Below are 23,154 nucleotides of genomic sequence, written 5' to 3'. Positions count from 1 at the left end.
TTTTCGATGCTAACTAACTCCCTTTTGAACCCTTACTAAGCACCTCTTAAAATATGGTTTTATAATATGCTGGATTACTGATAGTTATAAAGATGATTTTAAGACATCATATCTTATGCTTTTAGGGAGTAAAGATAATAAATTATGTAATATATTTTCAAACAAGAAAATATAAAATATCATGTACTTTCAGAATATAAAAACACGATGCTTTGATAACTGAATAATCCCTTATCTCTTGATAAACCTAACATTTGCATAGCCAACAAACTTATCGGTACGTCCTCCTGGTGGACGGAAATAAATAAGGGCTTGATAGCTATTTTCGGTTTGATAATGGCTATTGTCAACTCTAAAAGACGAGAGTCTACCTTGCTCATCTACAGCAAGGAACTGATAATTATAATAACCTAACTTTAAAGGGACTACTGCCTCATAATATCCACCAGCAGAATTATATGTCATCTCGTAAGCAGGAAGCAGACGGTCATAAGTCCAATCACCATTCAGAAATATTCTGTAAGGGTAGGGGGAAGATACGTTTAACTGAAAATGAGTCAGCATATAGTCGCTCGTTGTATTTATCTCAACATTATCCGAGTTACGTATTAAGAATGCACCATCAGCATCTTCATCATACAGATAATTCAAGAAAGGAGTAGTAGGGTAGAGATAGGCATGAAAAATCTTACCGTCCCAACCAATTTTATCTACGCCCATTGAGGCAACATTGGTAGATAGAATCTCAAACTTCCTATATTCATTACCCGCCCAAAAGATATAATCCTGGTTGTGTGACCATCGTAAACCATTTGGCATGACATACTGCGGTTTACTATTCCAACGAGCATCAAGCCAATTACGGTTTTGTAATACTACTGTCTTAATCTGCTGCTGTGGATTACTTACCGTGTAAGGACCATAATCTATCAGCATCTCAGCCTGCTGCTGCTCACGATTAATTGACTGATCTGTTTGTGTAGTTATATTCAATCTAACGCCCATAGAACTCTCCGCAGGCTCTGTAAGCATAAAGCAAGCAGTTAGCAAAGGATAATCAGAACTACTATCATCATCATAGACATATAGACGATAATTGCCTGACAACTTTGGTTGACACTTATCATTCGGAATATCTAAATGATAATGTGTATAAAGTGTATTCGTAAGGGTAGATTCCTTTATGTCATCTATTGTATTTCCAGCAATAAAACCATCTACAATATCGCTTTCAAAGAGTCCGACGGAAGGCTTCCAGTCAGCTTCACAATGCTCTAACCGATAAGTCAAACGGCGATAAGTATGCGTAAGATCGTCAAAATCTATACTTATCTTTCCGTCATTGAGTACCATAATAGGCAAATCCATCCACTTCTGATTAGCAACAACCTGCAATGAACGGATATTCTCGTCATTGATTTCATGTCGCTGAGCAGAGGTAGAAAGGGGGAAAAGATAAGCTAAGCAATAGATGAATATAAAGCCTAATCTCCTCATTCTTCTTTATTCAATAAATCATTGAGGAAGCAATCGAGGTCTTTATCTAAATCATGCATAAGATCACCACCTATAATAACAATGTCGTCATCAACAAGATAAAGCTCAGAAATATTATTCCTATCATCATCTTCAAGGATGAAACTATAAGGCTTCATGATTGACATATTCTCAATTACATCCTTTATACGATTAATTTCTGAACGCAAGATACATGCTGCTTCTTGATAAAAATTATCACTCTTATTATCAATCCATTGGTCGATGACACAGCGAGTAATCTCATCATCGCTATCGTCAAAAGCCATAAGATCACCACTATCTTGCGATACACGCAAATGAATATCTGTCATTGGCATATCACAATCATTAGCAGTAAATTTCTGTGCTACTTTCTTCAAAAAGCGCTCAATTTGTTGCTGGGTCTGTTCGGTTCCTATCATGTCCTTGGTATATGTTTATTTTATAACAACGGCAAATATACAAAAAGTTTTCGATTTTGTATATACGAACACATTTTTTTACGCTCTTTTTTTGATGATTATAAAAAAAACATTATCTTTGCAACATAACTATTTGAAATAAAACAGCCTAAATAAGGAAAACAATATAAAATGAAACAAACAATTCTTGTTACGGGAGGAACTGGATTTATTGGTTCACACACAAGTGTAGAGCTGATAGAAGCTGGTTATGAAGTCGTTATTGTTGACGATTTATCTAACTCTAAAATTGAGGTTTTAGATGGTATTGAGAAAATAACGGGCGTTAGACCAGCTTTTGAGCAGGTTGACCTTCGTGATCGTGAAGCTACAGAAAATGTCTTCCGTAAATATCCTAAGATTGAAGGTATTATTCATTTCGCAGCTTCTAAGGCGGTAGGCGAGAGTGTACAGCTTCCTTTGATGTATTATAGAAACAATATTGTTTCATTGTTGAATCTATTGGAACTTATGCCAAAGTACAATGTAAAGGGAATCATCTTCTCAAGTTCTTGTACGGTATATGGTCAGCCAAAGCCTGAAAACCTACCTGTTACAGAGGATGCTCCACATCAGAAAGCAACTTCACCATACGGTAATACCAAGGAAATCAACGAGCAAATTATCTTAGATTATATTAATAGCGGTGCCGATATTAAGAGCATCGTATTGAGATATTTTAATCCTATTGGTGCACACCCATCAGCATTGATTGGTGAGTTACCTAATGGTGTACCAAATAACTTGATTCCTTTTGTTACACAGACAGCTATGGGTATCAGAAAGGAATTGACCATCTTCGGTAATGATTATAACACACCTGATGGTACTTGTATCCGTGACTACATCTATGTTGTTGATTTGGCAAAGGCTCACGTTGCAGCTATGGCACGCGTACTTGACCAGGATACAGAGAAGATTGAGTACTTCAACATTGGTACAGGTAGTGGTAACTCTACAAAGGAGATTGTTGAAACCTTTGAAAAAGCTACGGGTGTTAAGGTAAACTGGAAGTATGGTCCACGTCGTGAAGGCGATATCGAAAAGATCTGGGGCGATTGCACCAAAGCCAACACAGTATTGGGTTGGAAAGCTGACACGCCATTGGCTGACGTTCTCGCAACTGCTTGGAAATGGCAGGAGAAGCTTAGAGAAGACGGAATTATGTAGAAATCATTTTTTACGATTAATAATAGTCAAGATTAGTAAGCAAAAACAATATTGCAGGTGTATCCTGCTTTATTTTGTGTTTGTGTTGTTGTTATCCCTCGATGTGAATCGAGGGATAATTTTTATGCCCTTAAATCAGTCCAACTATTACTCAGTGCTGTACGCTAAACATTTACTCTATCATTAGTGCTTATAGTTTTCTATCTTATATATAACTACAATAAAGTATCTCTCTTTTCATTTTCAAGCAACGTGTTGTTGCCCAGCACAAGTGGTGCTCATGCTCAGCACGATTGGCGTTGAGGGTTAATCACATTACAAAATATGGATAGGAGAGCAACAACTTATATAATAATCAATAAGAAGAACAGAGCTGTTATCTACTATTCGATTGAGGCTAATTATACTTCCCAAGAACTATCTTAAGGTAAAACAGAACAACATTAAAGATAAATAGATTAAAAAAGAACAACTTTTATCCGTATAAATTTGCGAATATGGGATATAATCTATAATTTTGCACATAAGATTTGCGATGTGCAAGTAACTAAATGAATAATTACAAGAGTATGTCAATATCAAAGACCAGACAAAAGCTTGTTGATGTAGCACGCCAACTTTTTGCAAAAAATGGTATTGCCAACACAACGATGAACGACATCGCCAAGGCTTCAGGTAAAGGTAGACGCACACTCTACACTTACTTTAAGAGCAAGGACGATGTGTATTATGCTGTTATTGAGTCTGAGCTGGAGCGTTTATCAGACAAGTTAGACGAAGTAGCTGCCAAAAACATCAGCCCTCAGGATAAAATCATCGAACTCATTTATACTCATCTTAGTATGATTAAAGAGACTGTTATGCGTAATGGTAATTTACGTGCAGAGTTCTTTAGGAATATATGGATGGTAGAGAAGGCGCGAAAGAACTTCGATGAAGACGAGATTGAACTCTTCCGTAAGGTTTATTCTGATGCCAAGGAAGACGGAGATTTTGATATTGAAAACGTTGAACTTGTAGCAGACATCACACACTATTGTATCAAAGGACTTGAAGTACCATTCATCTATGGTCGATTAGGTCATGGACTAACAGAGGAATCTTCACGTCCGCTTGTGGCTAAGGTTGTGTATGGTGCATTAGGAAAAAGTGGACTGAAATAAACCATCATTCTATCATGTGATTTCAGTCAGTTTGCTTATTATAAACTTATAAACTAACAATATAAATCAAAACAACATGAAATTATTGGAAGGTAAGACAGCCCTGATTACAGGTGCTGCACGTGGTATTGGTAAGGCTATCGCATTGAAGTTTGCAGAGGAGGGTGCAAACGTTGCATTCACCGACCTCGTTATCGACGAGAATGGTAAGGCTACAGAGGCAGAGATTGCTGCTTTTGGCGTAAAAGCTAAGGGTTATGCAAGTAATGCAGCAGACTTCGCACAGTCAGAAGAGGTTGTAAAGCTGGTTAAGGAGGAATTCGGTTCTATTGATATCCTCATCAATAATGCTGGTATTACGAAAGATGGTCTTATGCTTCGTATGACTGAGCAGCAGTGGGATGCAGTTATTGCAGTAAACCTTAAGAGTGCCTTCAACTTCATTCACGCTTGTGTACCAGTAATGATGCGTCAGCGTGGTGGTAGCATTATCAACATGGCAAGTGTTGTTGGTGTTCATGGTAATGCTGGTCAGGCTAACTATTCAGCTTCAAAGGCAGGTATGATTGCTCTGGCTAAGAGTATAGCTCAGGAGATGGGCCCTAAGGGAATTCGTGCCAATGCTATTGCTCCAGGCTTCATTGATACAGCTATGACACAGGCTTTGGATGACAATATCCGTAAGGAATGGACTTCAAAGATTCCTCTCCGTCGTGGTGGTACTGTTGAAGATATTGCTAATACAGCTGTTTATCTTGGTTCTGAACTGTCAAGCTATGTTACAGGTCAGGTTATCCAGGTTGATGGTGGTATGAATATGTAAAGTTTCTTCCCTCCCACCTAACAGCAATGCTGAAAGGGTAGGGAGGGAGAATTTAGTTTGCTTCTATAATTTCTTTACTTATTCGACAAGCAGTTAGCCCTTTCTTCTAACACATACAGCGAAAAAGGAAGATTTTATATAAGCTGTTTCTCTATAATTGTTACTACTGATAATCTTTTATTATAGCTCTCTATAAGGCTTTTCTTACTATGGAAGTACTTTACGAAGATAATCATATCATCATCGTCTACAAAGAGGCAGGCGAGATTGTACAAGGTGATAAAACTGGTGATGAACCTTTGTCAGAGATTGTCAAACAATGGATAAAGGAGAAATATCAGAAACCTGGGAATGTATTTTTGGGTGTTGTACATAGACTGGACCGTCCTGTAGCAGGATTGGTTGTCTTTGCCAAAACATCAAAAGCACTTACAAGACTAAACGATATGTTCCGCAATGGTGAGGTGCATAAGACTTATTGGGCTATTGTTACGCGTCCACCATTTGAGACAGAGGCTACATTAACAGACTGGCTTGTACGTAACGAACGCCAGAATAAGAGTTATGCTTATAATCACCAAGTACCAACTTCTAAGAAATCTATCTTACATTATAAGGTAATCAATCAGTCAGAACGTTACACACTATTAGAGATTAATCTGATGACAGGTCGTCATCATCAAATTCGTTGTCAGTTGTCTAACATGGACTGCCCTATAAAAGGCGATTTGAAGTATGGTGCTCCGCGTTCTAATCCAGATGGTAGTATTTGTTTGTTGAGCCATCGCGTTGAATTCATTCACCCTGTTTCAAAGGAGAAGATATGTATAGAATCACCACTGCCAAAAGACAACTTATGGCAAGCAATAGGTAAATTATAATAGAGAAAGCCTAATTTTAGTAAGACTGATAGCCCCAGCTTTCGTTGGTTATTACCATCCGCACAACATGTGCGGGGCATCAACACGATATGTGCGAGACCTCAACACAATATGTGTGGAAGCATCGCACATAATAAGATAAGTATTAAAACTTCAAGAGAAGATAGTCAAACAAACTATATTTCCTCCTTAATTTATTCCATGTTCATTCAATGCTTTAGCATACTTAGCAGCATTCACTTGATGTTCTTCGTATGTCTTGGCAAAGTTATGTGTACCACTAAAATCCTCCTTAGCACACATGTAGATATAATCATGATGAACATAATTCAATACAGCATCAATAGCTGACACAGATGGAATACGTATTGGGCCAGGAGGAAGACCGCGATATTTATAGGTATTATAAGGATTATCAATCGTAAGCCACTTCTGATAGATACGATGAGCAGTAAAGTTCTTTGTAGCAAACTTTATTGTTGGATCAGCCTGCAAAGGCATATTCATGTGTAAACGATTGATATACATACCTGCAATCTTTGGCATTTCTGCCTCATTATCGGTTTCTTCGTCAACAATACTTGCAAGCGTAACAATCTCACTTTCAGTAAAGCCAGCCTGTTTCGCTTTCTCTTTACGTTCAAAGTTCCAGAACTTCTTGTTCTCTTCACTCATCTTATCGAGAAACTTATCGACTGAAGTATTCCAATAGAAATCGTATGTATTAGGAATAAACATTGCAGGGATGGTTTCTGGAGTAAAACCATACTTCTTACAAGTTTCTTTTGACTTAAGACGAGAAAGGAGTTCTGAACGTGAGAACATCAGCTTTTCGCTCACATCAGTGGCAAGATCTTCAATCGTTCTTACTGACCTAATCGTAATCTTCACAGGGGCTTGAAGACCATTAATAATATGACGTGAAGTCTGAAGAGAACCAGAAGAACCAACAGTAAATCTACCAGGACGGATATGATTTGAATATCCCATAATTCCAGCAAGCTGCTTGAATACCCAAAAACCTTGAGGAGTTGAGATTGGCTGAAGCTTAGCATATACTGAGTCTATATTATCGTTCTCATCAATAAGAACATATTTTTCTTTCCCTGTACGGGACATTCCCGAGAAGAAAAGAAAGTATGCTACACCTACTAATATCGCAAAAATTGCAACAATAATCCAACGGGACGTTGTCCCTTTGTTCTTTCCTTTAGATTTTGCCATCGTCTTTACTTTATAATTCTGAAGTGCAAAGGTACAATTTTAAAGTACAAAACGAGCAATGACATGCGACTTTGATTATATCTTTTTTGAAATTTAAGAGAAAAGATAAGCTATTGTCTGCATAATTGTGTACTTTTGTCTGAGGTAAACAAAAGGATAATGAAAGAATTTGATACATATATCTTTGATTTAGATGGTACGTTGCTAAGTACATTAAACGACTTGGCTGCAAGTACAAACTATGCACTTTGTTGGGCCGGAATGCCTGAACGTACAATAGAAGAAATACGTATGTTTGTGGGAAATGGAGTAAAACTACTCATGGAACGTGCCATTCCTAATGGTATTAATAACCCTAAGTTTGAGGAGACTTACGCCAAGTTTCGTGAACATTATTTGGAACATAATCTTGATACAACCAGTCCTTACGATGGTATTCCAGAGTTATTACGCGAATTAAAACGTCGTGGTAAGAAACTTGCGATTGTAAGCAATAAGTTCTATGCAGCAACACAAGACCTCGCAAAGCATTTCTTTCCAGACACAATAAAGGTGGCAATAGGAGAGCGCGAGACAATCAGAAAGAAGCCTGCACCAGACACAGTATTGGAAGCTCTTCGACAATTAGGAGCATCAAAGGAAGGTGCTGTATATATTGGTGACAGTGATGTAGATATAATAACAGCCAAAAATTGCGGATTACCATGCATCAGTGTGCTTTGGGGATTTCGTGATAAAGATTTTTTAATACAGCATGGTGGCACGATATTCGTTAATAAACCATCTGAGATTTTAGGCGAATAATCTTTTTGCTTATTCTTACTTGCTATATATGAAGTCATAGAGGCTTTATATATAGCAATTCTTTTTTATTCCAATCAACCTTAAAAAAGAATAATAAATAGGGTTTTATAAACTCTATTTATCATAACTAACATTATCTTAAAAATAATAAACACGTTTTGTGTTCATGCTCAGCACATATGGTGCTTATCATCAACACCATATGTGTTAGGCATAAAAACGTTGCATAAAGATAGCAAAATTGAATTTATTCATGGTGATATGGTTCACCTTTAATAATTGTGCAAGCACGATAAAGTTGTTCTGTGAAGATGAGTCTGACCATCTGATGTGAAAAAGTCATACATGACAATGAGATCTTTTCATTGGCACGTGCATAAACATCTGGGGAGAAACCATAGGGTCCACCAATGATAAAAATAAGTCGTCGAGCCGTATTTTGTTTTTGTTTCAACCAATTTGCATATTCAACAGAACGAAAAACTGCACCATGTTCGTCTAACAATACGACCGTATCAGAAGGCTGAATTTCTTTCAATATCAATTCACCTTCCTTTTGTTTTTGTTGATCTTCTGAAAGGCTTTTCGTATTTTTTAATTCTGGGATTGTAGTAATACTAAACGGCATATAATGCTCAATACGACTGACATAATCATCTATACCAACCTTAAATATCTTACTCTGCGTTTTCCCAACAAGGATAAGTATCGTCTTCATATTAAAACTTCTTTATTTCTTCCCACAGTCTTTGCACTGGCAATCCCATAACATTAAAATAGCTACCGTTAATAGATGTAACTCCAACATAGCCAATCCATTCTTGAATACCATAAGCTCCTGCTTTATCGAAAGGCTTATAATGCTCTATGTAATAGGCGATTTCATCTTCCAAAAGCTGCTTAAATGTCACATCAGTAGTCACTGAGAAAGCATGTTCCTTATCGATTGTCAACAAACAAACACCCGTAATAACCTGATGCGTTCTACCACTGATAAGCTGAAGCATACGACGTGCATCCTCTGCATCCTTAGGCTTTCCAAGCACCTCATCTCCAACAATTACCACCGTATCAGCCGTAATGACAAGGTCGCCCTCCCCTATCAATGTACGATAGGGGGCTGCCTTCTCACGAGAAATATAGCCAGCTACTTCAGCGGCAGGTAGATTATTAGGATAAGACTCATCAATATCAGGCAGTACTTTTACCTCAAAATCCAAGTCCAAACCACCTAAAAGTTCACGACGACGCGGCGAATTACTCGCAAGTATTATATGTTTCATTATATTACAGTTTACCAGCCAAAAGCCTTTTCATTCAATACCCATTTCCCTTGAGCCTTCATCACCTGTTCAAGAATATCACGTGCAACACCATATCCTCCCTTACAATCACTAACGTAGGTTGATATCTCTTTGATTTCTGCACAAGCATCCTTTGGACAGCAAGGACAACCAGCACGCTTCATCACTTCGTAATCAGGAATGTCATCACCAACATATATGATTTCATCTTCTTTCAAATCATACTTCTTAAGAAACTCTTCCCATGTGCGTATCTTCATCGAGCAGCTAATATAAACATCCTTAACGCCAAGATATTCATAGCGTGAACGCACGTTCTCATTATGTCCACCAGTCATAATCGCAAGCTGTAGCCCATGCTTTACAGCCAACTGAATAGCATAACCATCCTTAATATTAATCGTACGTAGTGGGTCACCCTTTTCATCCATCTGAATGGTAGAAGCAGACAATACGCCATCAACATCAAAGACAACAGCCTTTATCTTTTGTAAATCGTAGTTTATCATATAAGTAAGTATAATCTATTTAGATTGTAAATAATTATATTATAACAAGTTACATCTATATATTAGAGTTTATTATTAATCTATCTTTTGTCTAAAGTGAGATTATCCACCAGCGGATTAATCCCCTTTGAAAGCATCTTATAAAGTTTCTGCAAATCCTCTTTGTCATTCATCAACTCCAACTGCTTACTCATTACATTCCTATCTCCACGCACTGCAGGTCCCGTCTGTGCCTCCTTTGGACTGATTTTCTGTATCTTTTCTGTTGTTTCATTAATCAATGGCAACATCACATCGAACGGAATACCATGCTCACCGAGAATGTCTGAAGCCACCGTATAACAGTAATTTGTAAAGTTACAAGCCCAAACAGCAGCTAAATGTAGATACTTTCTATCTGCAGAAGACAATGTTATCACACGTTTAGAAAGCATATTGGCAAAACTTCTAATAATATCCTCTGTCTCAATAGAATTGCCCTCAATGAACACTGGGACACGCTCAAAATCCACATCCTTAGTCTTAGAGAACGTCTGCATAGGATAGAATACACCATAACGCAGTACTTTTCCCTCAAAACAACTCATTGACATAGAGCCTGCTGTATGGAGAAAAAGTTTGTCTCCCCTACCCTTACAGACCTCTGAAATCAACTCACAGAGAACACTATCTTTCACAGAAAAGATGTAAATATCAGCCTCATCGCGAAGTGCTTTTATATCTGTTAACCACTCTGCCTCAAGCAACTTACCTAATGTTCGGGCAGAATCTTCAGTACGACTATATACCTGACTGATAATTACACCAGCCTTTTTCAACGACTTACCTAACTGTGTGGCAAGATTACCAGCACCAATCAATGTAACCTTCATCATGCCAACAAATTTAATAATTTTAAAGGAAATATGTCGGGAAGTCATCGCCTTTTTAATAAAGATTTACTACTTTTGCGCATACTGGTACATAAACCAGCAGTATATTAAACTTTAAACGGATAGAAACACGTATGAAATTTATTGGAATTATCCCCGCTCGCTATAGTTCTTCACGCTTTCCTGGTAAACCTTTAGCAATACTTGGAGGAAAAGCCGTAATAGAACATGTTTACAGACAGGTAAGTAGTGTGATGGAAGATGTATTTGTTGCCACAGACGATCAGCGTATCTACGATGCCGTAGAGGCGTTTGGCGGTAAGGCTATAATGACTCGTTCCGACCATCAGAGTGGCACAGACAGAATCTGCGAAGCCCTCGACAAGGTGGGTGGAGACTTTGATGTCGTTATCAACATACAGGGTGACGAACCTTTCATACAGAGAAGTCAGCTTGAAACTGTCATGCAGTGTTTTGACGATCCACGCACACAGATAGCGACACTTGGTAAACCTTTTGAGTCTATGGAGGCAGTAGAGAATCCTAATTCACCTAAGATTGTACTCGACAATGATGGTTATGCACTTTATTTCTCTCGCTCAGTCATTCCTTTTGTACGTGGAAAAGAAAGTGCAGAGTGGCTCACTCATTTTCCATTCCTCAAACACATCGGACTTTATGCTTACCGTACTGAAGTGCTACGTGAAGTAAGTCGTCTGCCACAGTCCTCACTTGAGTTAGCAGAAAGTCTTGAACAGCTACGCTGGTTACAGAACGGATATAAAATAAAGGTAGGTCTTACGGATATTGAAACCATCGGTATTGATACACCAGAAGATCTACAAAACGCTGAAGAAAAATTGCGTAGTCTATAAAAACAAGGGCTGAAAGCATAAGAAACAGACTTCAGTACAACTCGTCTAAGAACTATATCAAATACTTTTGTCCGAACGTTGCCTACTTTGTTAGCCACGTTCGGACGAAATAACACAAATAAAGATGACTAAAGCATGGGCGCACATAAAGGAAATTTTATTACAAAACACAACCTAATTTTATCTTAAATAACAGCCTAAAAGTACCTTAACCGCCACCTCTGTAACCAACTAATAATCAAACCATTATAAACCACTATTTCAAAAGATGCTTAATTGGCTTCTTAAAGGGCGTTAGTAAGACCTCAAAAGGGCATCTTTAGCAAGCCAAAAGGGCGTCTTTTCAAAGCCAAAAGAGCATCTATTGGTTTTTTATATACGAATTTATCTTTACAAATAAGACTATCTTTAACATGCAAAATCCTATAAAATAGATATTGCCCATTACCAACTTAAATCACTAACACGTCAAAGCGAGCAACAAGTTAATATCTATCTATGATAGAACTTCAAAACAACTATAAAAGTCGGCAACCCATTTTTCAAGTAACAAAAGCCCTCTTTTAGTAGAAATTTATGCTTTAATTCAGCTGATAATCAACAAATATTAGCTACCTTTGCACAAGAAAACTCCTTTTAAGATATGAACAACAGATACATGATGCGCGGCGTAAGTGCTGCAAAGGAAGATGTGCATAATGCCATCAAGAACATTGACAAAGGTCTTTACCCACAGGCTTTCTGTAAGGTTATCCCCGATATTCTTGGCGGAGACCCAGAGTATTGCAACATTATGCATGCCGATGGTGCTGGTACAAAATCTGCACTGGCTTACATGTATTGGAAGGAGACGGGCGATTTAAGCGTATGGCGTGGCATTGCACAGGATGCTATCGTAATGAATACAGACGACTTGCTCTGTGTAGGAGCAGTAGACAACATCCTTGTTAGTTCAACCATTGGTCGCAACAAGATGCTTGTACCGGGCGAGGTTATCTCTGCCATCATCAATGGTACCGATGAACTCTTGGCAGATATGCGTAAGATGGGCATCGGAATCTACCCTACTGGTGGTGAAACAGCTGATGTTGGTGACCTTGTTCGTACGATTATCGTAGACTCAACTGTTACCTGTCGTATGCGTCGTGAGGATGTTATTGACAATGCAAACATCCGTCCAGGCGATGTGATAGTAGGTCTTTCATCTACTGGTCAGGCTACATACGAGACACGCTATAACGGTGGTATGGGTAGCAATGGTCTGACTTCTGCGCGTCATGATGTATTTGCTAAATATCTTGCTGAGAACTATCCAGAGAGTTATGACCACGCTGTACCAGAAGAGTTGGTGTACAGTGGTAAGTATAAGTTGACCGATGCTGTTGAGGGAAGTCCTATCAATGCAGGCGAATTAGTACTTTCTCCTACTCGTACATATGCTCCAGTCATCAAGCGATTGTTGGACGAGTTGCGTCCAGAGGTTCATGGTATGGTACATTGTACAGGTGGTGCACAGACTAAGGTACTGCACTTTGTAAATGAAAACTGCCGTGTCATCAAAGACAATATGTTCCCAGTTCCTCCACTCTTCCGTGCTATTAAGGAGTGTAGCGGTACAGACTGGAAGGAGATGTATCAGGTATTCAACATGGGTCATCGTATGGAAATCTATGTTCGTCCAGAGGTTGCTGAGCAGGTTATTGCCATCAGTAAGGAGTTCAACATCGATGCACAGATTGTCGGACACATCGAAGAAGGCAAGCGTAGCTTAACTATTAAGAGTGAGTTTGGCACATTTGAATACTAAGTTATCATGACAATAAAGGAAGCCATACTAATAAGTTTAAAGGATTTTCCTAAAGGAGCAATAGCAAAGGAAGTCTATCAAAATATCATAGATAAAGGTATCTTTAAGTTTAACATTAAAGCTAAGACACCTGATGCAACTGTGTCCGCCTGTTTAGTTACAATGGCTAAGAAGAAAGATACTCGCATTGGACGTTTTAAAAATGAGAAAAATGTATATTGCTATTACCTTAGTGAATATTCTAAGAATATAGGAAATAGTGTTTCTTCACAAACTCAGAGGATTACTATATCTGATGTAACATTTCATGAGCGAGACCTTCACCCTCTTCTTTGCTGTTTTTTGCAGCATCAAGGAATTATGGCAAAGACTATCTTCCATGAGAAATCTAAGAAAGATGATGAACACCAAAAGTGGATACATCCAGATATTATTGGAGCAAAGTTTGTTGAACAAACAAATACTATCAGTAATTCATTGTTTAAGGCAATAAGCAAGAAAGATTCTTTACGACTATATTCATATGAATTAAAACGCAAGATTGATAATGATTATGAACTAAAGAAATGTTTCTTTCAAGCCGTTTCTAATTCGAGTTGGGCTAATAACGGATACCTTGTTGCTTTTGAAATCAATGAAGACCTTAAAGATGAGCTTGCTCGTCTTAATCATTCTTTTGGTATTGGTTTCATACTATTAAAAGCTAATCCATACGAGAGTCAAATTTGGTTAGAAGCAAAAGACCGACAAATAGACTTTAAAACGGTTAGTAAGCTGTGCGAGATTAACCCCAACTTTAAAGATTTCATTAAATCAGTTGAGGCTGCATTAACTGCAGACGAGAAGCACTTTACGGCATCTAAAGCCGCATTAGAAAACATATGTGACAAATTTCCAAAGTCAGATGGAGAGATACAGAAACACTGTATAGATAAACATATTCCCACTAACGAAGAAGAATTTACAGAAGAAATATAATAAAATCCCAAAAAGATTATGATAGATAACAACAGTATATTACAGAAACTCGACGGACTTGAGGCTCGTTATGAAGAAGTATCAACGCTTATAACAGACCCAAGTGTCATTGCAGATCAGTCACGTTATGTGAAACTGACAAAGGAATATAAGGATCTTGGCGACATTATGGATGCTCGTCGCCGTTATATCAACTGTCTTACCACTATCAAAGAGGCAAAAGATATCATTACCAATGAGAATGATGCGGAGATGAAAGAGATGGCACGTGAGGAGTTATCTGAGAACGAAGCACTTCAACCTGCACTCGAAGAGGAAATCAAGTTGCTACTTGTACCAAAGGATCCAGAGGACGCAAAGAACGTTCAGATGGAGATTCGCGGTGGTGCTGGTGGTGATGAAGCTGCGCTCTTTGCCGGTGACCTCTTTAATATGTACAAGCGTTATTGCGACAAGAAGGACTGGAAGCTCTCTATCACTTCCGTTTCTGAGGGTACTGCAGGTGGATTTAAAGAGATTGACTTTGCCGTTGAGGGTGATAATGTCTATGGTACCTTAAAGTATGAGTCAGGTGTTCACCGTGTACAGCGCGTACCTGCTACCGAGACACAAGGTCGTATGCACACATCCGCTGCGACAGTAGCCGTATTGCCAGAGGCTGATAAGTTCGAAGTAAATATCAACGAAGGCGATATCAAGTGGGATACATTCCGTTCCAGTGGTGCCGGTGGTCAGAACGTAAATAAGGTTGAATCTGGTGTACGTCTGCGCTATCCATGGAAGAATCCTAACACTGGTGAGGTTGAAGAAATCCTTATCGAGTGTACCGAGACACGTGATCAGCCAAAGAATAAGGAGCGTGCATTGAGCCGTCTTTATACTTACATCTATGACCACGAGCACCAGAAGTATGTTGATGATATCGCAAGTCGACGTAAGACTTTGGTCTCAACAGGTGACCGAAGTGCTAAGATTCGTACATATAACTACCCACAAGGCCGTGTTACCGACCACCGTATCGGCTTCACTACTCACGACTTACAGGGCTTCATGAATGGTGAAATTCAGGACATGATTGACGCTTTGACCGTTGCAGAGAATGCTGAGAAGTTGAAGGAAACAGAGTTATAACAACTAATATTAAGTAGATATGAGCAACGAAACTAAAGCTAAGAAAGAAAGCAAGTTAGATATTGACAACAACTTTGACTTGCAACTTGTAAAAACGTTGAGCCCAGCACTTAGATGGATACTTGTATTACCAATAGCGTTCCTTGCAATGTTTGTAATTCAAATTGGATATGGTTTCATCGTTAAACTCATATTATCGAACTTTGCTCAAGATGGTATTGTGAGCATAATCGGCAATAGTACTGTTATGCTTGCTAAGTACACTATGTTCGTAATAGCAGCAACATCAACTGCTCCAGTTGCACGCAACAAGAAGTTCATTGTAGCTATCGTATCAGCACTTATCGGTGCATTGCTATGTGTGGGAGGTACAGCCATTGCTATTTCAGTTGCTGTTTCAACCGATAACACCATGTTAATCGCAACATTTGTAGCTTCAATGGTTGGCTTGCTATTAGGTATATGGAAGGTTCGCAGCGCAACTTCTAAACCTCTAACAGAAGAGAACAAAGCTTCGCAGCTATAAGAAGTAACTACAAGAAAAGCGATATCACAATTTAGGGACGTACGGTTCGTGTATTTGTTATATAACATTACTTACAGACATAGGAACCGTACGCCTTTGAAAATACAACAGTTAGTCATTAAAAATACCCTTTTGATTAATTCTAAAAAAGATAACCTTTATGAACAGACAACAGTTAATCAACGAGATTTTCACAAAGAAGACATTCTTATGTGTGGGACTTGACACTGATATCAACAAGATACCAGCGCACTTGAAGAATGAGGATGACCCTATCTTTGCTTTCAACAAAGCAATCATTGATGCAACAGCACCTTATTGTGTTGCCTACAAACCCAACCTCGCTTTTTATGAGTGCTATGGCTTAAAGGGTATGTTGGCATTTGAAAAGACCATTCAATACATAAAGGAGAACTATCCAAACCACTTTATCATTGCTGATGCTAAGCGTGGTGATATCGGTAACACATCTAAGATGTATGCCCAGACTTTCTTCGAAGAGTATAATCTTGATTCTGTTACTGTTGCTCCATACATGGGCGAAGACAGTGTAAAACCTTTCCTTGAGTATGACGGAAAGTGGGTTATCCTACTCGCATTGACAAGTAACAAAGGTAGCCATGACTTCCAGCTGACAGAGGATAAGCAGGGCGAACGCCTCTTTGAAAAGGTTTTAAAGAAATCACAGGAATGGGGAACAACCGAAAATCTCATGTACGTTGTAGGTGCAACACAGGGAAAGATGTTTGAGGATATCCGCCGTATAGCACCAGAACATTTCCTCTTGGTACCAGGTGTTGGTGCACAAGGTGGTAGCTTGCAGGAGGTTTGTAAGTATGGAATGACAAAGGATTGTGGTCTACTTGTTAACTCATCACGTGGTATTATCTACGCAAGCACTGATACCGACTTTGCTGAAGTTGCTGCTGTAAAGGCAAAAGAGCTACAAGAAGAAATGGCTGTTGAACTGGAACGTATCGTAAGATAACGATATACATACATCTACAAGAAAAGGCTCAGTAGACAAACGAAGATGTTGTCGACTGAGCCTTTTTACTTATTTCGCATTTAGAGTAATAAGAATAGTTCTTCTGTTAAATGCATAGATTGAAATAGAATAAAGACTTATACTCTCCTTAAGACAATACCACTTATTCCCATTCTTTTAGTTTTTGTAAATTATTTTCAAACGACTCAAAACCAAAACATGCTCTTTTAGCTTCTAAAAGACGCCTAATTGGCTTCCAAAAGGTGCCCTTTTGAAGGCTAACTAACGCCCTTTTGAAACCCAATTAAGCACCTTTTATTTTGCTACTTTATAACTATCTGATTCTCTGTTGGTTGCAAAGTTGCTTTTTGAGAGGCTTTGTGCTTGATTTTGAAGAAGGTTTAAGTAAAGAAATGTAATAATCTTTCAAAATCTTATCTATATTTTTTTTAAGTATTGAAATTAAATAACTTTCCGTGTCGAGGACTGATAATAAAATAGGCAGATGGCTGTCTTTGCTATGTTTTTATTTAATGAGCAACTTCGTTTTTTCCGTTAAAGCTATACGAAAAGTATACACATTTAACGGAAGAACCTTAAAAACGATATCCGAATCCGAGGTTAAGATAGATTGGATAAAGTCCGAAGCTAATCGTCTTGAAATCACTTTCAAAGATGTTATTGAATGCCCATGTAAGGTCAGCATTGACTGTGAAGTGATTGAAAGCACGCCATGTTGCACCCAACTGACCACCCCACTGAAAGTGACGGAGGTTAGATGAGAAATCATATGACGCTGTATTGCCATCAGCAAAAGTAAGTTTCTCACCCACTGGAGTACCTTCACGCAGATAACCATCACTCACGTTACCCGTAAACTGACCATCTAACTTGATAGAAGAGTAAAGCCCTGCACGCACCTTCCAGCGATCATTGAAACGATAGTTTGCCATAACAGGAATGGTGAAGAGGGTTGTATTATAGTTTGTCTTTACATAACCCGTCCAGTAACCAGCCACACGACTACCATCATTGAGAATTTCCATGCTATAGTTTTTCACGTTTGCACCAGTTATCATACCCTTTTCTTCAAACTTCAAACCAGTAGAAACACCCCACTTCTGCTCCTTACCGAGCCATTTAGTGACTGTTCCCTCTAACGTTCCATTGAACTTTGGACTATAACTACTTATCTCTCTGATTTCTACAGGCATAGGAAGCGGAGAAGCACCACCAATATTTACGCCAGCTTTTACCTCATATTCCCAGCCATTTTGTTCTGCACTGCTTAGTGAAGAAGTACGGTCTGTTTGTGCAAAGGCTGTCGTTGCGCAGCTCATTGCCATGATTGCAACTGCAATAATATGTTGTCTCATTTGTCTTATTTTATCTTTAATATCTTTGTGTTAACTCTCAAACCATTAAACTCGTTACTTGTCAACTCCAAACAACTACTACTCAGAGTATAACTTCAGTTCATCCACATAGAGCGTACTGCCAACAGCGCCATTGAAGAAGGCACCATCCTTACTTGAAGACATGATGATAGCAAGACTATACTTACCCTTCTTCAACTTCTCACTGTCTACAGTGCGACCTGCTACAGGCTCAAATGAGATAGAGAAACGTGTCCATTCGTCTGTTTCCTTTGCATTCTTAAGCTGTGCAAGGAGAACAATATGGTCACTGGTTAATGAATTGGTACCATCAAGATACTCCACTCCGTCGCCTGTTTCAAAGAGTACTGCGTAAATTGCCAAACTATCCTTACGCCCTTTGATATCCTTCTTATCCTTATCTTGGTACTTCTCTCCAGCCTTATATTTATAGTAGCCAATCAACTCCTTAGGCATCTTGTAGAATGGACGACCAAAGTGAGTTGACTTTGCTGGGTTACCCATATCAATTTGGAAATCACCTGTAAAGAGATTACCTGCTGCTATTGGGGCACCGAACATAGCACCAAGGAAACCCGTACTAACAGTTGTCAGCTTCAGACACTTACCCACATAACCATTTTCTGCTTGACTTGTTGGGTATTCAGTTGCCTTACTATCACCCATAAGGAATGACACACCTGAGTTACCACTGCCCCACTCTGCAAGATTACCATCATCCGTCTTGTCAACGAAAGTATGATACTTACTGGTAGAATCAACCTTAAGCGTCTCAAAATGGTAATCAGTTGCAACATCATTACTTACAAATGACACTTTATAAGTCTTCTTCCACTGACCGTCTTGTGAGGTCACTGTATAGCTCTGAGGCTGTGTAAAGTTTAACTTAGTACCACTCTCAGGCTCAATCTTAGCACCTTCAGTGAGCTTAAACATTGGAGCCAAGTTAGTTAAGTCTTCCCAACCATTGACATAGAATAGTACTTCATTATTTGTGATAACAGGCTTACGGACCAGTGTTGTACCGTCAACCATAACATCTGTAATATCTGCTTCCGCATTTAATGCTTCTTCCTTAATACAAGAAGAAAGTAAAAGTCCTGCCATCATAGCAAGCACCATTGGTCTAAATAACTTCATTAGATTATACGATTAATTATTAAAAATAGACGAATTATCACTGCAAAGGTACGTAAAAAAAACTGTATAAGAAAGAGATAAAGCTATATGATGATCAAAGCAAGGAACACACACATTAAAATTATATAAAGAATAAAGTCTTTTATGTAATTATATCTCAGCATTAAAGATTATTCTCTCAATAAAATAATGTATCTTTGCAAGCAAATATATCACACTGATAAACATAGAAAAACAAATATGGCAAAAGTATTGGTAACAGGTGCTAACAAAGGCATTGGCTATGGTATCTGTAAGTTTTTAGGCAAGAGTGGCTGGCAGGTAATCGTTGGTGCGCGTAATAGTGAGCGTGCCGAGGAGGCGATGAAGTCATTGAAAGCTGAGGGAGTGGACGTGATTGGATGGCAATACGTCAATCTATCAGACAATGCTTCTTTGGAGCAAACAGCAAAAGAAGTAAAAGAGAAATATCATGACTTGGAACTATTGGTAAACAATGCTGGTATTCCTGGCGATATGGAAGTAGCAAGTTATGAGTCTGAGCTAAAGGATGTAATAGATACCGTACAAGTAAACTATGTCGGAACATTCTACTTGACAAAGGCACTTACCCCATTACTCTCTGCAAACAAAGGAAGAATTGTGAACATAACCGTACCATCTGAAGTAAGTCCTTACTGGCATCCTATGGCTTACGTAGCCAGCAAAGCAGCACAGAATGCAATGACCAGCATTATGGCTATGGAATTTGAGAAGAACATTATACCTGTTGAGATTTTCAATATTCACCCTGGTGCTACAACAACCGACTTAAATAATCATTATACAGGACCTGGTTCTCACTCGATAGATGTTGTTAGTGAGAAGATTGCAGAGGTTATTAATGATGGGGAAAAGCATCAAGGAGAGTTTGTTGAGCTATATCCTATCGTTGACGAAGGACGATAGTTTAGACTAAAAGAATATCTCTTTATTCTTCCCAAGAAACATTGCAGTTATACTCCTTTACTTCCTACATCGTCGGAACCAGTGTGGGCTACGTATCTTTAAACCCAAATCAGTCAATACACTTGTAAGAATTATACATTATTATGGTCTAATGACTGATTGAGGTTAAACAAAAACTCCCTCAACCCCCGTGGTTTCGCGTGAGATTTGACTCCAAAAACTAAGAAAATATATTGACAAAATATTCAAAGAAAAGATAGGGAAATAACTTAAAAGCAAGTTCTTTTATCACCTTTGTAAGTTATTTGCTATCAAGCAGTTGAAAAGATAGATCTGAAAAGGTGCTTTGTAAGGGTCCAAAAGGGCGTTAGTAAGACCTCAAAAGGGCATCTTTTGCAAGCTAAAAGGGCGTTAATTGCAAGCCATTTGGTGGTCTTTTAAAAAACGATATGTGAAAAATTCTAACAAAAGGCGACTTCGGTAGTTTGAAGTGATAAGGTTTACTACTTACATTTAGAGTTTTAAGAAATATCGCATAGAGCGATTCTAAGCTTTCTGCAAGAAACTTAGAATTGCTCTGTACACCTTATTATATAATGGCTTTTTATCATTCTATATTTTAGAAAAACCATTTTTCACCTTCTAATCACTCTTATTTCTATGCCTAATAACTGTATTTATAAACCTATTTCTAATACGATTACCTTCCATTACTTTGCCAAATGAAGGTAACTAAAGTTTGTTTAAATAGTTTTGCATTAAAAGTTTTGAATTACAAAAACTAATTTGTATTTTTACACTCGAAACCTAAACTATCATTGTTTAAATCTATATTTGTTATATATGGCACGAGAAAAACAAATCATCGAGTGTGTCCCTAATTTTAGTGAAGGACGAAACAAAGATGTAATCAAACAGATTACTGATGAAGTGGAACGCGTTAAAGGCGTTAAATTACTGGATGTTGACCCCGGAGAAGCAACCAATCGTACGGTTGTAACCTTCGTTGGCGAACCATCAGTAGTTGTAGAGGCTGCTTTCCGTTGTGTTAAGAAGGCTGCGCAACTTATTGACATGCGACAGCATCATGGTGCTCACCCTCGTATGGGTGCAACAGATGTTTGTCCGCTTATCCCTGTTGCTGGTATCACCTTAGAGGAATGTGCAGCATTGGCACGTAAGTTGGCAGAGCGTATTGCTAATGAACTACAGGTTCCTTGCTACTGTTATGAAGCTGCAGCCAAGACTCCAGAACGTAAGAACTTAGCTATTTGCCGTAAGGGAGAGTATGAAGGACTTCCACAGCGTATGTCAGAAGCAGCAGAGGCACCTGATTATGGTGCACGTGAATGGGATGAGCAGTTAGCACGAACAGGCTGTACAGCAGTCGGTGCACGCGATTTCTTGATAGCAACAAACTTCAACCTCAACACAACCTCTACACGTCGTGCCAATGCAATAGCATTTGATGTAAGAGAAAAGGGGCGTCCAATGCGTGAAGGTGGTTCGCCTGTGGGTAAGCCAATGAAGGACGAAAAGGGCGAAATCATCATGCAACCCGGTACGTTGAAAGCTACAAAGGCTATTGGCTGGTTCATTGATGAATATGGAATAGCACAGGTGTCAATGAATATAACTGACATCAATATCACACCTCTCCACATTGCCTTTGATGAGGTTTGTCGCTGTGCACAGAACCGAGGAATACGCGTGACTGGAACTGAAATAGTAGGTCTTATTCCTAAACGAACACTCCTTGAAGCTGGAACTTATTTCCTAAAGAAGCAGCAACGTTCAACAGGTATTCCAGAAGAAGACATCATCAAGATTGCCATTATGTCAATGGGCTTAGACGATTTGAAACCTTTCAACCCACGTGAGAAAGTCATTGAATATCTGTTGGAAGATGCCGATAAGACTCCAAAACTCATTGACTTGACTGTCAAAGAGTTTGCCAATGAGACTTCACGTGAATCTCCAGCACCTGGAGGTGGTACTATCTCTGCTTATATGGGAGCTTTAGGTGCTGCTTTAGGTACAATGGTAGCCAACCTCTCCAGCCATAAAGCAGGTTGGGATGCACGCTGGGAAGAGTTCAGCAACTGGGCTGAGAAGGGACAAGCAATACAAGCTGAACTAATGATACTCGTTGATGAAGATACAGAAGCTTTCAACCGAATCATGTCTGCCTTTGGACTTCCTAAGGGTACCGATGAGGAAAAGGCTGCACGCTCTACAGCAATACAAGAAGCAACACTCTTCGCAACAGAAGTTCCTTTGCACACGATGAAGGCTTCATACAAGGTATTTGAACTTTGCCGTGCTATGGCAGAAGAAGGTAATCCTAACAGTGTTTCAGATGCTGGTGTTGGTGTATTGGCAGCTCGTGCTGCTGTACTCGGCGCAGGTCTGAATGTGAAGATTAATGCTTCTGGCTTGAAAGACAAAGAAAAAGCAGAACATTTAGTTGCCGAGGCAAACAAGTTGATTGCTCAAGCTAATGAAGCTGAGGCAGAGATAATGAAGATAGTTGAGGCTAAACTATAATGTTTTTCTTCACTTTATAAGAGCTATACAGCTTATAAACAATGAGATATACAACACTTTAACTATCTCTTAACGAAGTTAATGATAT

General features: G+C 38.8%; 22 protein-coding genes. 13 read left to right on the top strand and 9 right to left on the bottom strand.

Annotated features, from left to right (window positions below; all coding sequences use genetic code 11):
- Positions 1 to 231: 231 nt before the first annotated feature.
- Together FIU21_RS00710 and FIU21_RS00705 are read right to left on the bottom strand one after the other, a co-directional pair.
- Positions 232 to 1,497 (bottom strand): type IX secretion system plug protein, encoded by a 1,266-nt coding sequence (locus FIU21_RS00710; protein WP_004359817.1) that lies wholly within the window; start codon positions 1,495 to 1,497, stop codon positions 232 to 234.
- A complete protein-coding gene (locus tag FIU21_RS00705) occupies positions 1,494 to 1,940 on the bottom strand; it encodes a hypothetical protein (protein WP_004359818.1) in 447 nt (148 codons plus the stop codon). Before FIU21_RS00705 ends, FIU21_RS00710 begins: the two co-directional genes overlap by 4 nt.
- 171 nt (positions 1,941 to 2,111) lie before the next feature.
- Here FIU21_RS00705 and galE point away from each other — a divergent pair, with 171 nt between their 5' ends.
- The 4 genes from galE (at position 2,112) to FIU21_RS00685 (ending at position 6,016) form a co-directional block, all read left to right on the top strand.
- Positions 2,112 to 3,149, top strand: coding sequence for a UDP-glucose 4-epimerase GalE (gene galE, locus FIU21_RS00700; RefSeq protein WP_004359819.1), 1,038 nt, complete (start codon positions 2,112 to 2,114; stop codon positions 3,147 to 3,149).
- A 569-nt stretch (positions 3,150 to 3,718) separates the two neighbouring features.
- On the top strand, positions 3,719 to 4,312 hold the full coding sequence (locus FIU21_RS00695; protein ID WP_004359820.1) for a TetR/AcrR family transcriptional regulator: 594 nt from the start codon (positions 3,719 to 3,721) through the stop codon (positions 4,310 to 4,312).
- Between the two features lie 76 nt (positions 4,313 to 4,388).
- Positions 4,389 to 5,135, top strand: coding sequence for a 3-oxoacyl-[acyl-carrier-protein] reductase (fabG, locus tag FIU21_RS00690; protein ID WP_004359821.1), 747 nt, complete (start codon positions 4,389 to 4,391; stop codon positions 5,133 to 5,135).
- A gap of 209 nt (positions 5,136 to 5,344) precedes the next feature.
- The gene (locus FIU21_RS00685) at positions 5,345 to 6,016 is read left to right on the top strand and encodes an RluA family pseudouridine synthase (RefSeq protein WP_004359822.1); all 672 of its coding nucleotides are present in this window, start codon (positions 5,345 to 5,347) and stop codon (positions 6,014 to 6,016) included.
- 189 nt (positions 6,017 to 6,205) lie between these two features.
- On the opposite strand, the gene mltG is transcribed toward FIU21_RS00685, so the two are convergent.
- The gene (gene mltG, locus FIU21_RS00680; RefSeq protein ID WP_004359823.1) at positions 6,206 to 7,240 is read right to left on the bottom strand and encodes an endolytic transglycosylase MltG; all 1,035 of its coding nucleotides are present in this window, start codon (positions 7,238 to 7,240) and stop codon (positions 6,206 to 6,208) included.
- Positions 7,241 to 7,399: 159 nt separating this feature from the next.
- Here mltG and FIU21_RS00675 point away from each other — a divergent pair, with 159 nt between their 5' ends.
- A complete protein-coding gene (locus FIU21_RS00675) occupies positions 7,400 to 8,044 on the top strand; it encodes an HAD family hydrolase (protein WP_036886076.1) in 645 nt (214 codons plus the stop codon).
- A gap of 247 nt (positions 8,045 to 8,291) precedes the next feature.
- On the opposite strand, the gene rlmH is transcribed toward FIU21_RS00675, so the two are convergent.
- The 4 genes from rlmH to FIU21_RS00655 form a co-directional block, all read right to left on the bottom strand.
- Complete coding sequence (gene rlmH / locus FIU21_RS00670; RefSeq protein ID WP_004359825.1) at positions 8,292 to 8,762, bottom strand: 23S rRNA (pseudouridine(1915)-N(3))-methyltransferase RlmH; 471 nt, start codon at positions 8,760 to 8,762, stop codon at positions 8,292 to 8,294.
- Between the two features lies 1 nt (position 8,763).
- Positions 8,764 to 9,327: a Maf-like protein gene (locus FIU21_RS00665; RefSeq protein ID WP_036886078.1), complete on the bottom strand. Its 564-nt coding sequence runs from the start codon at positions 9,325 to 9,327 to the stop codon at positions 8,764 to 8,766.
- Between the two features lie 11 nt (positions 9,328 to 9,338).
- The gene (locus tag FIU21_RS00660) at positions 9,339 to 9,857 is read right to left on the bottom strand and encodes a KdsC family phosphatase (protein ID WP_004359827.1); all 519 of its coding nucleotides are present in this window, start codon (positions 9,855 to 9,857) and stop codon (positions 9,339 to 9,341) included.
- Positions 9,858 to 9,937: 80 nt separating this feature from the next.
- A complete protein-coding gene (locus FIU21_RS00655; RefSeq protein WP_004359828.1) occupies positions 9,938 to 10,732 on the bottom strand; it encodes a Rossmann-like and DUF2520 domain-containing protein in 795 nt (264 codons plus the stop codon).
- Between the two features lie 131 nt (positions 10,733 to 10,863).
- On the opposite strand from FIU21_RS00655, the gene kdsB reads away from it, so the two are divergent.
- From kdsB to pyrF, 6 genes are all read left to right on the top strand, one after another.
- The gene (kdsB, locus tag FIU21_RS00650; RefSeq protein ID WP_004359829.1) at positions 10,864 to 11,604 is read left to right on the top strand and encodes a 3-deoxy-manno-octulosonate cytidylyltransferase; all 741 of its coding nucleotides are present in this window, start codon (positions 10,864 to 10,866) and stop codon (positions 11,602 to 11,604) included.
- Between the two features lie 643 nt (positions 11,605 to 12,247).
- A complete protein-coding gene (locus FIU21_RS00645) occupies positions 12,248 to 13,411 on the top strand; it encodes an AIR synthase-related protein (protein WP_004359830.1) in 1,164 nt (387 codons plus the stop codon).
- Between the two features lie 6 nt (positions 13,412 to 13,417).
- On the top strand, positions 13,418 to 14,389 hold the full coding sequence (locus FIU21_RS00640; protein WP_004359831.1) for a hypothetical protein: 972 nt from the start codon (positions 13,418 to 13,420) through the stop codon (positions 14,387 to 14,389).
- 18 nt (positions 14,390 to 14,407) lie between these two features.
- Entirely contained in the window at positions 14,408 to 15,520 is a 1,113-nt protein-coding gene (prfA, locus tag FIU21_RS00635; RefSeq protein ID WP_004359832.1) for a peptide chain release factor 1, read from the top strand.
- A gap of 19 nt (positions 15,521 to 15,539) precedes the next feature.
- Entirely contained in the window at positions 15,540 to 16,046 is a 507-nt protein-coding gene (locus tag FIU21_RS00630) for a hypothetical protein (protein ID WP_004359833.1), read from the top strand.
- 160 nt (positions 16,047 to 16,206) lie between these two features.
- Positions 16,207 to 17,034, top strand: coding sequence for an orotidine-5'-phosphate decarboxylase (gene pyrF, locus FIU21_RS00625; RefSeq protein ID WP_004359834.1), 828 nt, complete (start codon positions 16,207 to 16,209; stop codon positions 17,032 to 17,034).
- A 596-nt stretch (positions 17,035 to 17,630) separates the two neighbouring features.
- On the opposite strand, the gene FIU21_RS00620 is transcribed toward pyrF, so the two are convergent.
- Together FIU21_RS00620 and FIU21_RS00615 are read right to left on the bottom strand one after the other, a co-directional pair.
- On the bottom strand, positions 17,631 to 18,410 hold the full coding sequence (locus tag FIU21_RS00620) for a porin family protein (RefSeq protein WP_004359835.1): 780 nt from the start codon (positions 18,408 to 18,410) through the stop codon (positions 17,631 to 17,633).
- A 78-nt stretch (positions 18,411 to 18,488) separates the two neighbouring features.
- Positions 18,489 to 19,571, bottom strand: coding sequence for a PCMD domain-containing protein (locus FIU21_RS00615; protein ID WP_004359836.1), 1,083 nt, complete (start codon positions 19,569 to 19,571; stop codon positions 18,489 to 18,491).
- Between the two features lie 240 nt (positions 19,572 to 19,811).
- On the opposite strand from FIU21_RS00615, the gene FIU21_RS00610 reads away from it, so the two are divergent.
- Complete coding sequence (locus FIU21_RS00610; RefSeq protein ID WP_036886082.1) at positions 19,812 to 20,519, top strand: SDR family NAD(P)-dependent oxidoreductase; 708 nt, start codon at positions 19,812 to 19,814, stop codon at positions 20,517 to 20,519.
- Between the two features lie 843 nt (positions 20,520 to 21,362).
- Positions 21,363 to 23,066: a glutamate formimidoyltransferase gene (ftcD, locus tag FIU21_RS00605; RefSeq protein ID WP_004359844.1), complete on the top strand. Its 1,704-nt coding sequence runs from the start codon at positions 21,363 to 21,365 to the stop codon at positions 23,064 to 23,066.
- Positions 23,067 to 23,154: the final 88 nt, after the last annotated feature.

It is taken from the genome of Prevotella melaninogenica (genome assembly GCF_013267595.1).
Classification (GTDB): domain Bacteria; phylum Bacteroidota; class Bacteroidia; order Bacteroidales; family Bacteroidaceae; genus Prevotella; species Prevotella melaninogenica_D.
This window is presented reverse-complemented; position numbering and strand designations above follow the sequence as displayed.

Coding starts and splice junctions, on each gene's coding strand:
- FIU21_RS00665 (WP_036886078.1), bottom strand. CDS start 9,327: ATGAAACATATAATACTTGCGAGTAATTCGCCGCGTCGTCGTGAACTT.
- FIU21_RS00660 (WP_004359827.1), bottom strand. CDS start 9,857: ATGATAAACTACGATTTACAAAAGATAAAGGCTGTTGTCTTTGATGTT.
- kdsB (WP_004359829.1), top strand. CDS start 10,864: ATGAAATTTATTGGAATTATCCCCGCTCGCTATAGTTCTTCACGCTTT.
- FIU21_RS00610 (WP_036886082.1), top strand. CDS start 19,812: ATGGCAAAAGTATTGGTAACAGGTGCTAACAAAGGCATTGGCTATGGT.
- fabG (WP_004359821.1), top strand. CDS start 4,389: ATGAAATTATTGGAAGGTAAGACAGCCCTGATTACAGGTGCTGCACGT.
- FIU21_RS00705 (WP_004359818.1), bottom strand. CDS start 1,940: ATGATAGGAACCGAACAGACCCAGCAACAAATTGAGCGCTTTTTGAAG.
- FIU21_RS00695 (WP_004359820.1), top strand. CDS start 3,719: ATGTCAATATCAAAGACCAGACAAAAGCTTGTTGATGTAGCACGCCAA.
- galE (WP_004359819.1), top strand. CDS start 2,112: ATGAAACAAACAATTCTTGTTACGGGAGGAACTGGATTTATTGGTTCA.
- FIU21_RS00620 (WP_004359835.1), bottom strand. CDS start 18,410: ATGAGACAACATATTATTGCAGTTGCAATCATGGCAATGAGCTGCGCA.
- pyrF (WP_004359834.1), top strand. CDS start 16,207: ATGAACAGACAACAGTTAATCAACGAGATTTTCACAAAGAAGACATTC.
- FIU21_RS00615 (WP_004359836.1), bottom strand. CDS start 19,571: ATGAAGTTATTTAGACCAATGGTGCTTGCTATGATGGCAGGACTTTTA.
- rlmH (WP_004359825.1), bottom strand. CDS start 8,762: ATGAAGACGATACTTATCCTTGTTGGGAAAACGCAGAGTAAGATATTT.
- FIU21_RS00630 (WP_004359833.1), top strand. CDS start 15,540: ATGAGCAACGAAACTAAAGCTAAGAAAGAAAGCAAGTTAGATATTGAC.
- mltG (WP_004359823.1), bottom strand. CDS start 7,240: ATGGCAAAATCTAAAGGAAAGAACAAAGGGACAACGTCCCGTTGGATT.
- prfA (WP_004359832.1), top strand. CDS start 14,408: ATGATAGATAACAACAGTATATTACAGAAACTCGACGGACTTGAGGCT.
- FIU21_RS00710 (WP_004359817.1), bottom strand. CDS start 1,497: ATGAGGAGATTAGGCTTTATATTCATCTATTGCTTAGCTTATCTTTTC.
- FIU21_RS00685 (WP_004359822.1), top strand. CDS start 5,345: ATGGAAGTACTTTACGAAGATAATCATATCATCATCGTCTACAAAGAG.
- FIU21_RS00640 (WP_004359831.1), top strand. CDS start 13,418: ATGACAATAAAGGAAGCCATACTAATAAGTTTAAAGGATTTTCCTAAA.
- FIU21_RS00675 (WP_036886076.1), top strand. CDS start 7,400: ATGAAAGAATTTGATACATATATCTTTGATTTAGATGGTACGTTGCTA.
- FIU21_RS00645 (WP_004359830.1), top strand. CDS start 12,248: ATGAACAACAGATACATGATGCGCGGCGTAAGTGCTGCAAAGGAAGAT.
- FIU21_RS00655 (WP_004359828.1), bottom strand. CDS start 10,732: ATGATGAAGGTTACATTGATTGGTGCTGGTAATCTTGCCACACAGTTA.
- ftcD (WP_004359844.1), top strand. CDS start 21,363: ATGGCACGAGAAAAACAAATCATCGAGTGTGTCCCTAATTTTAGTGAA.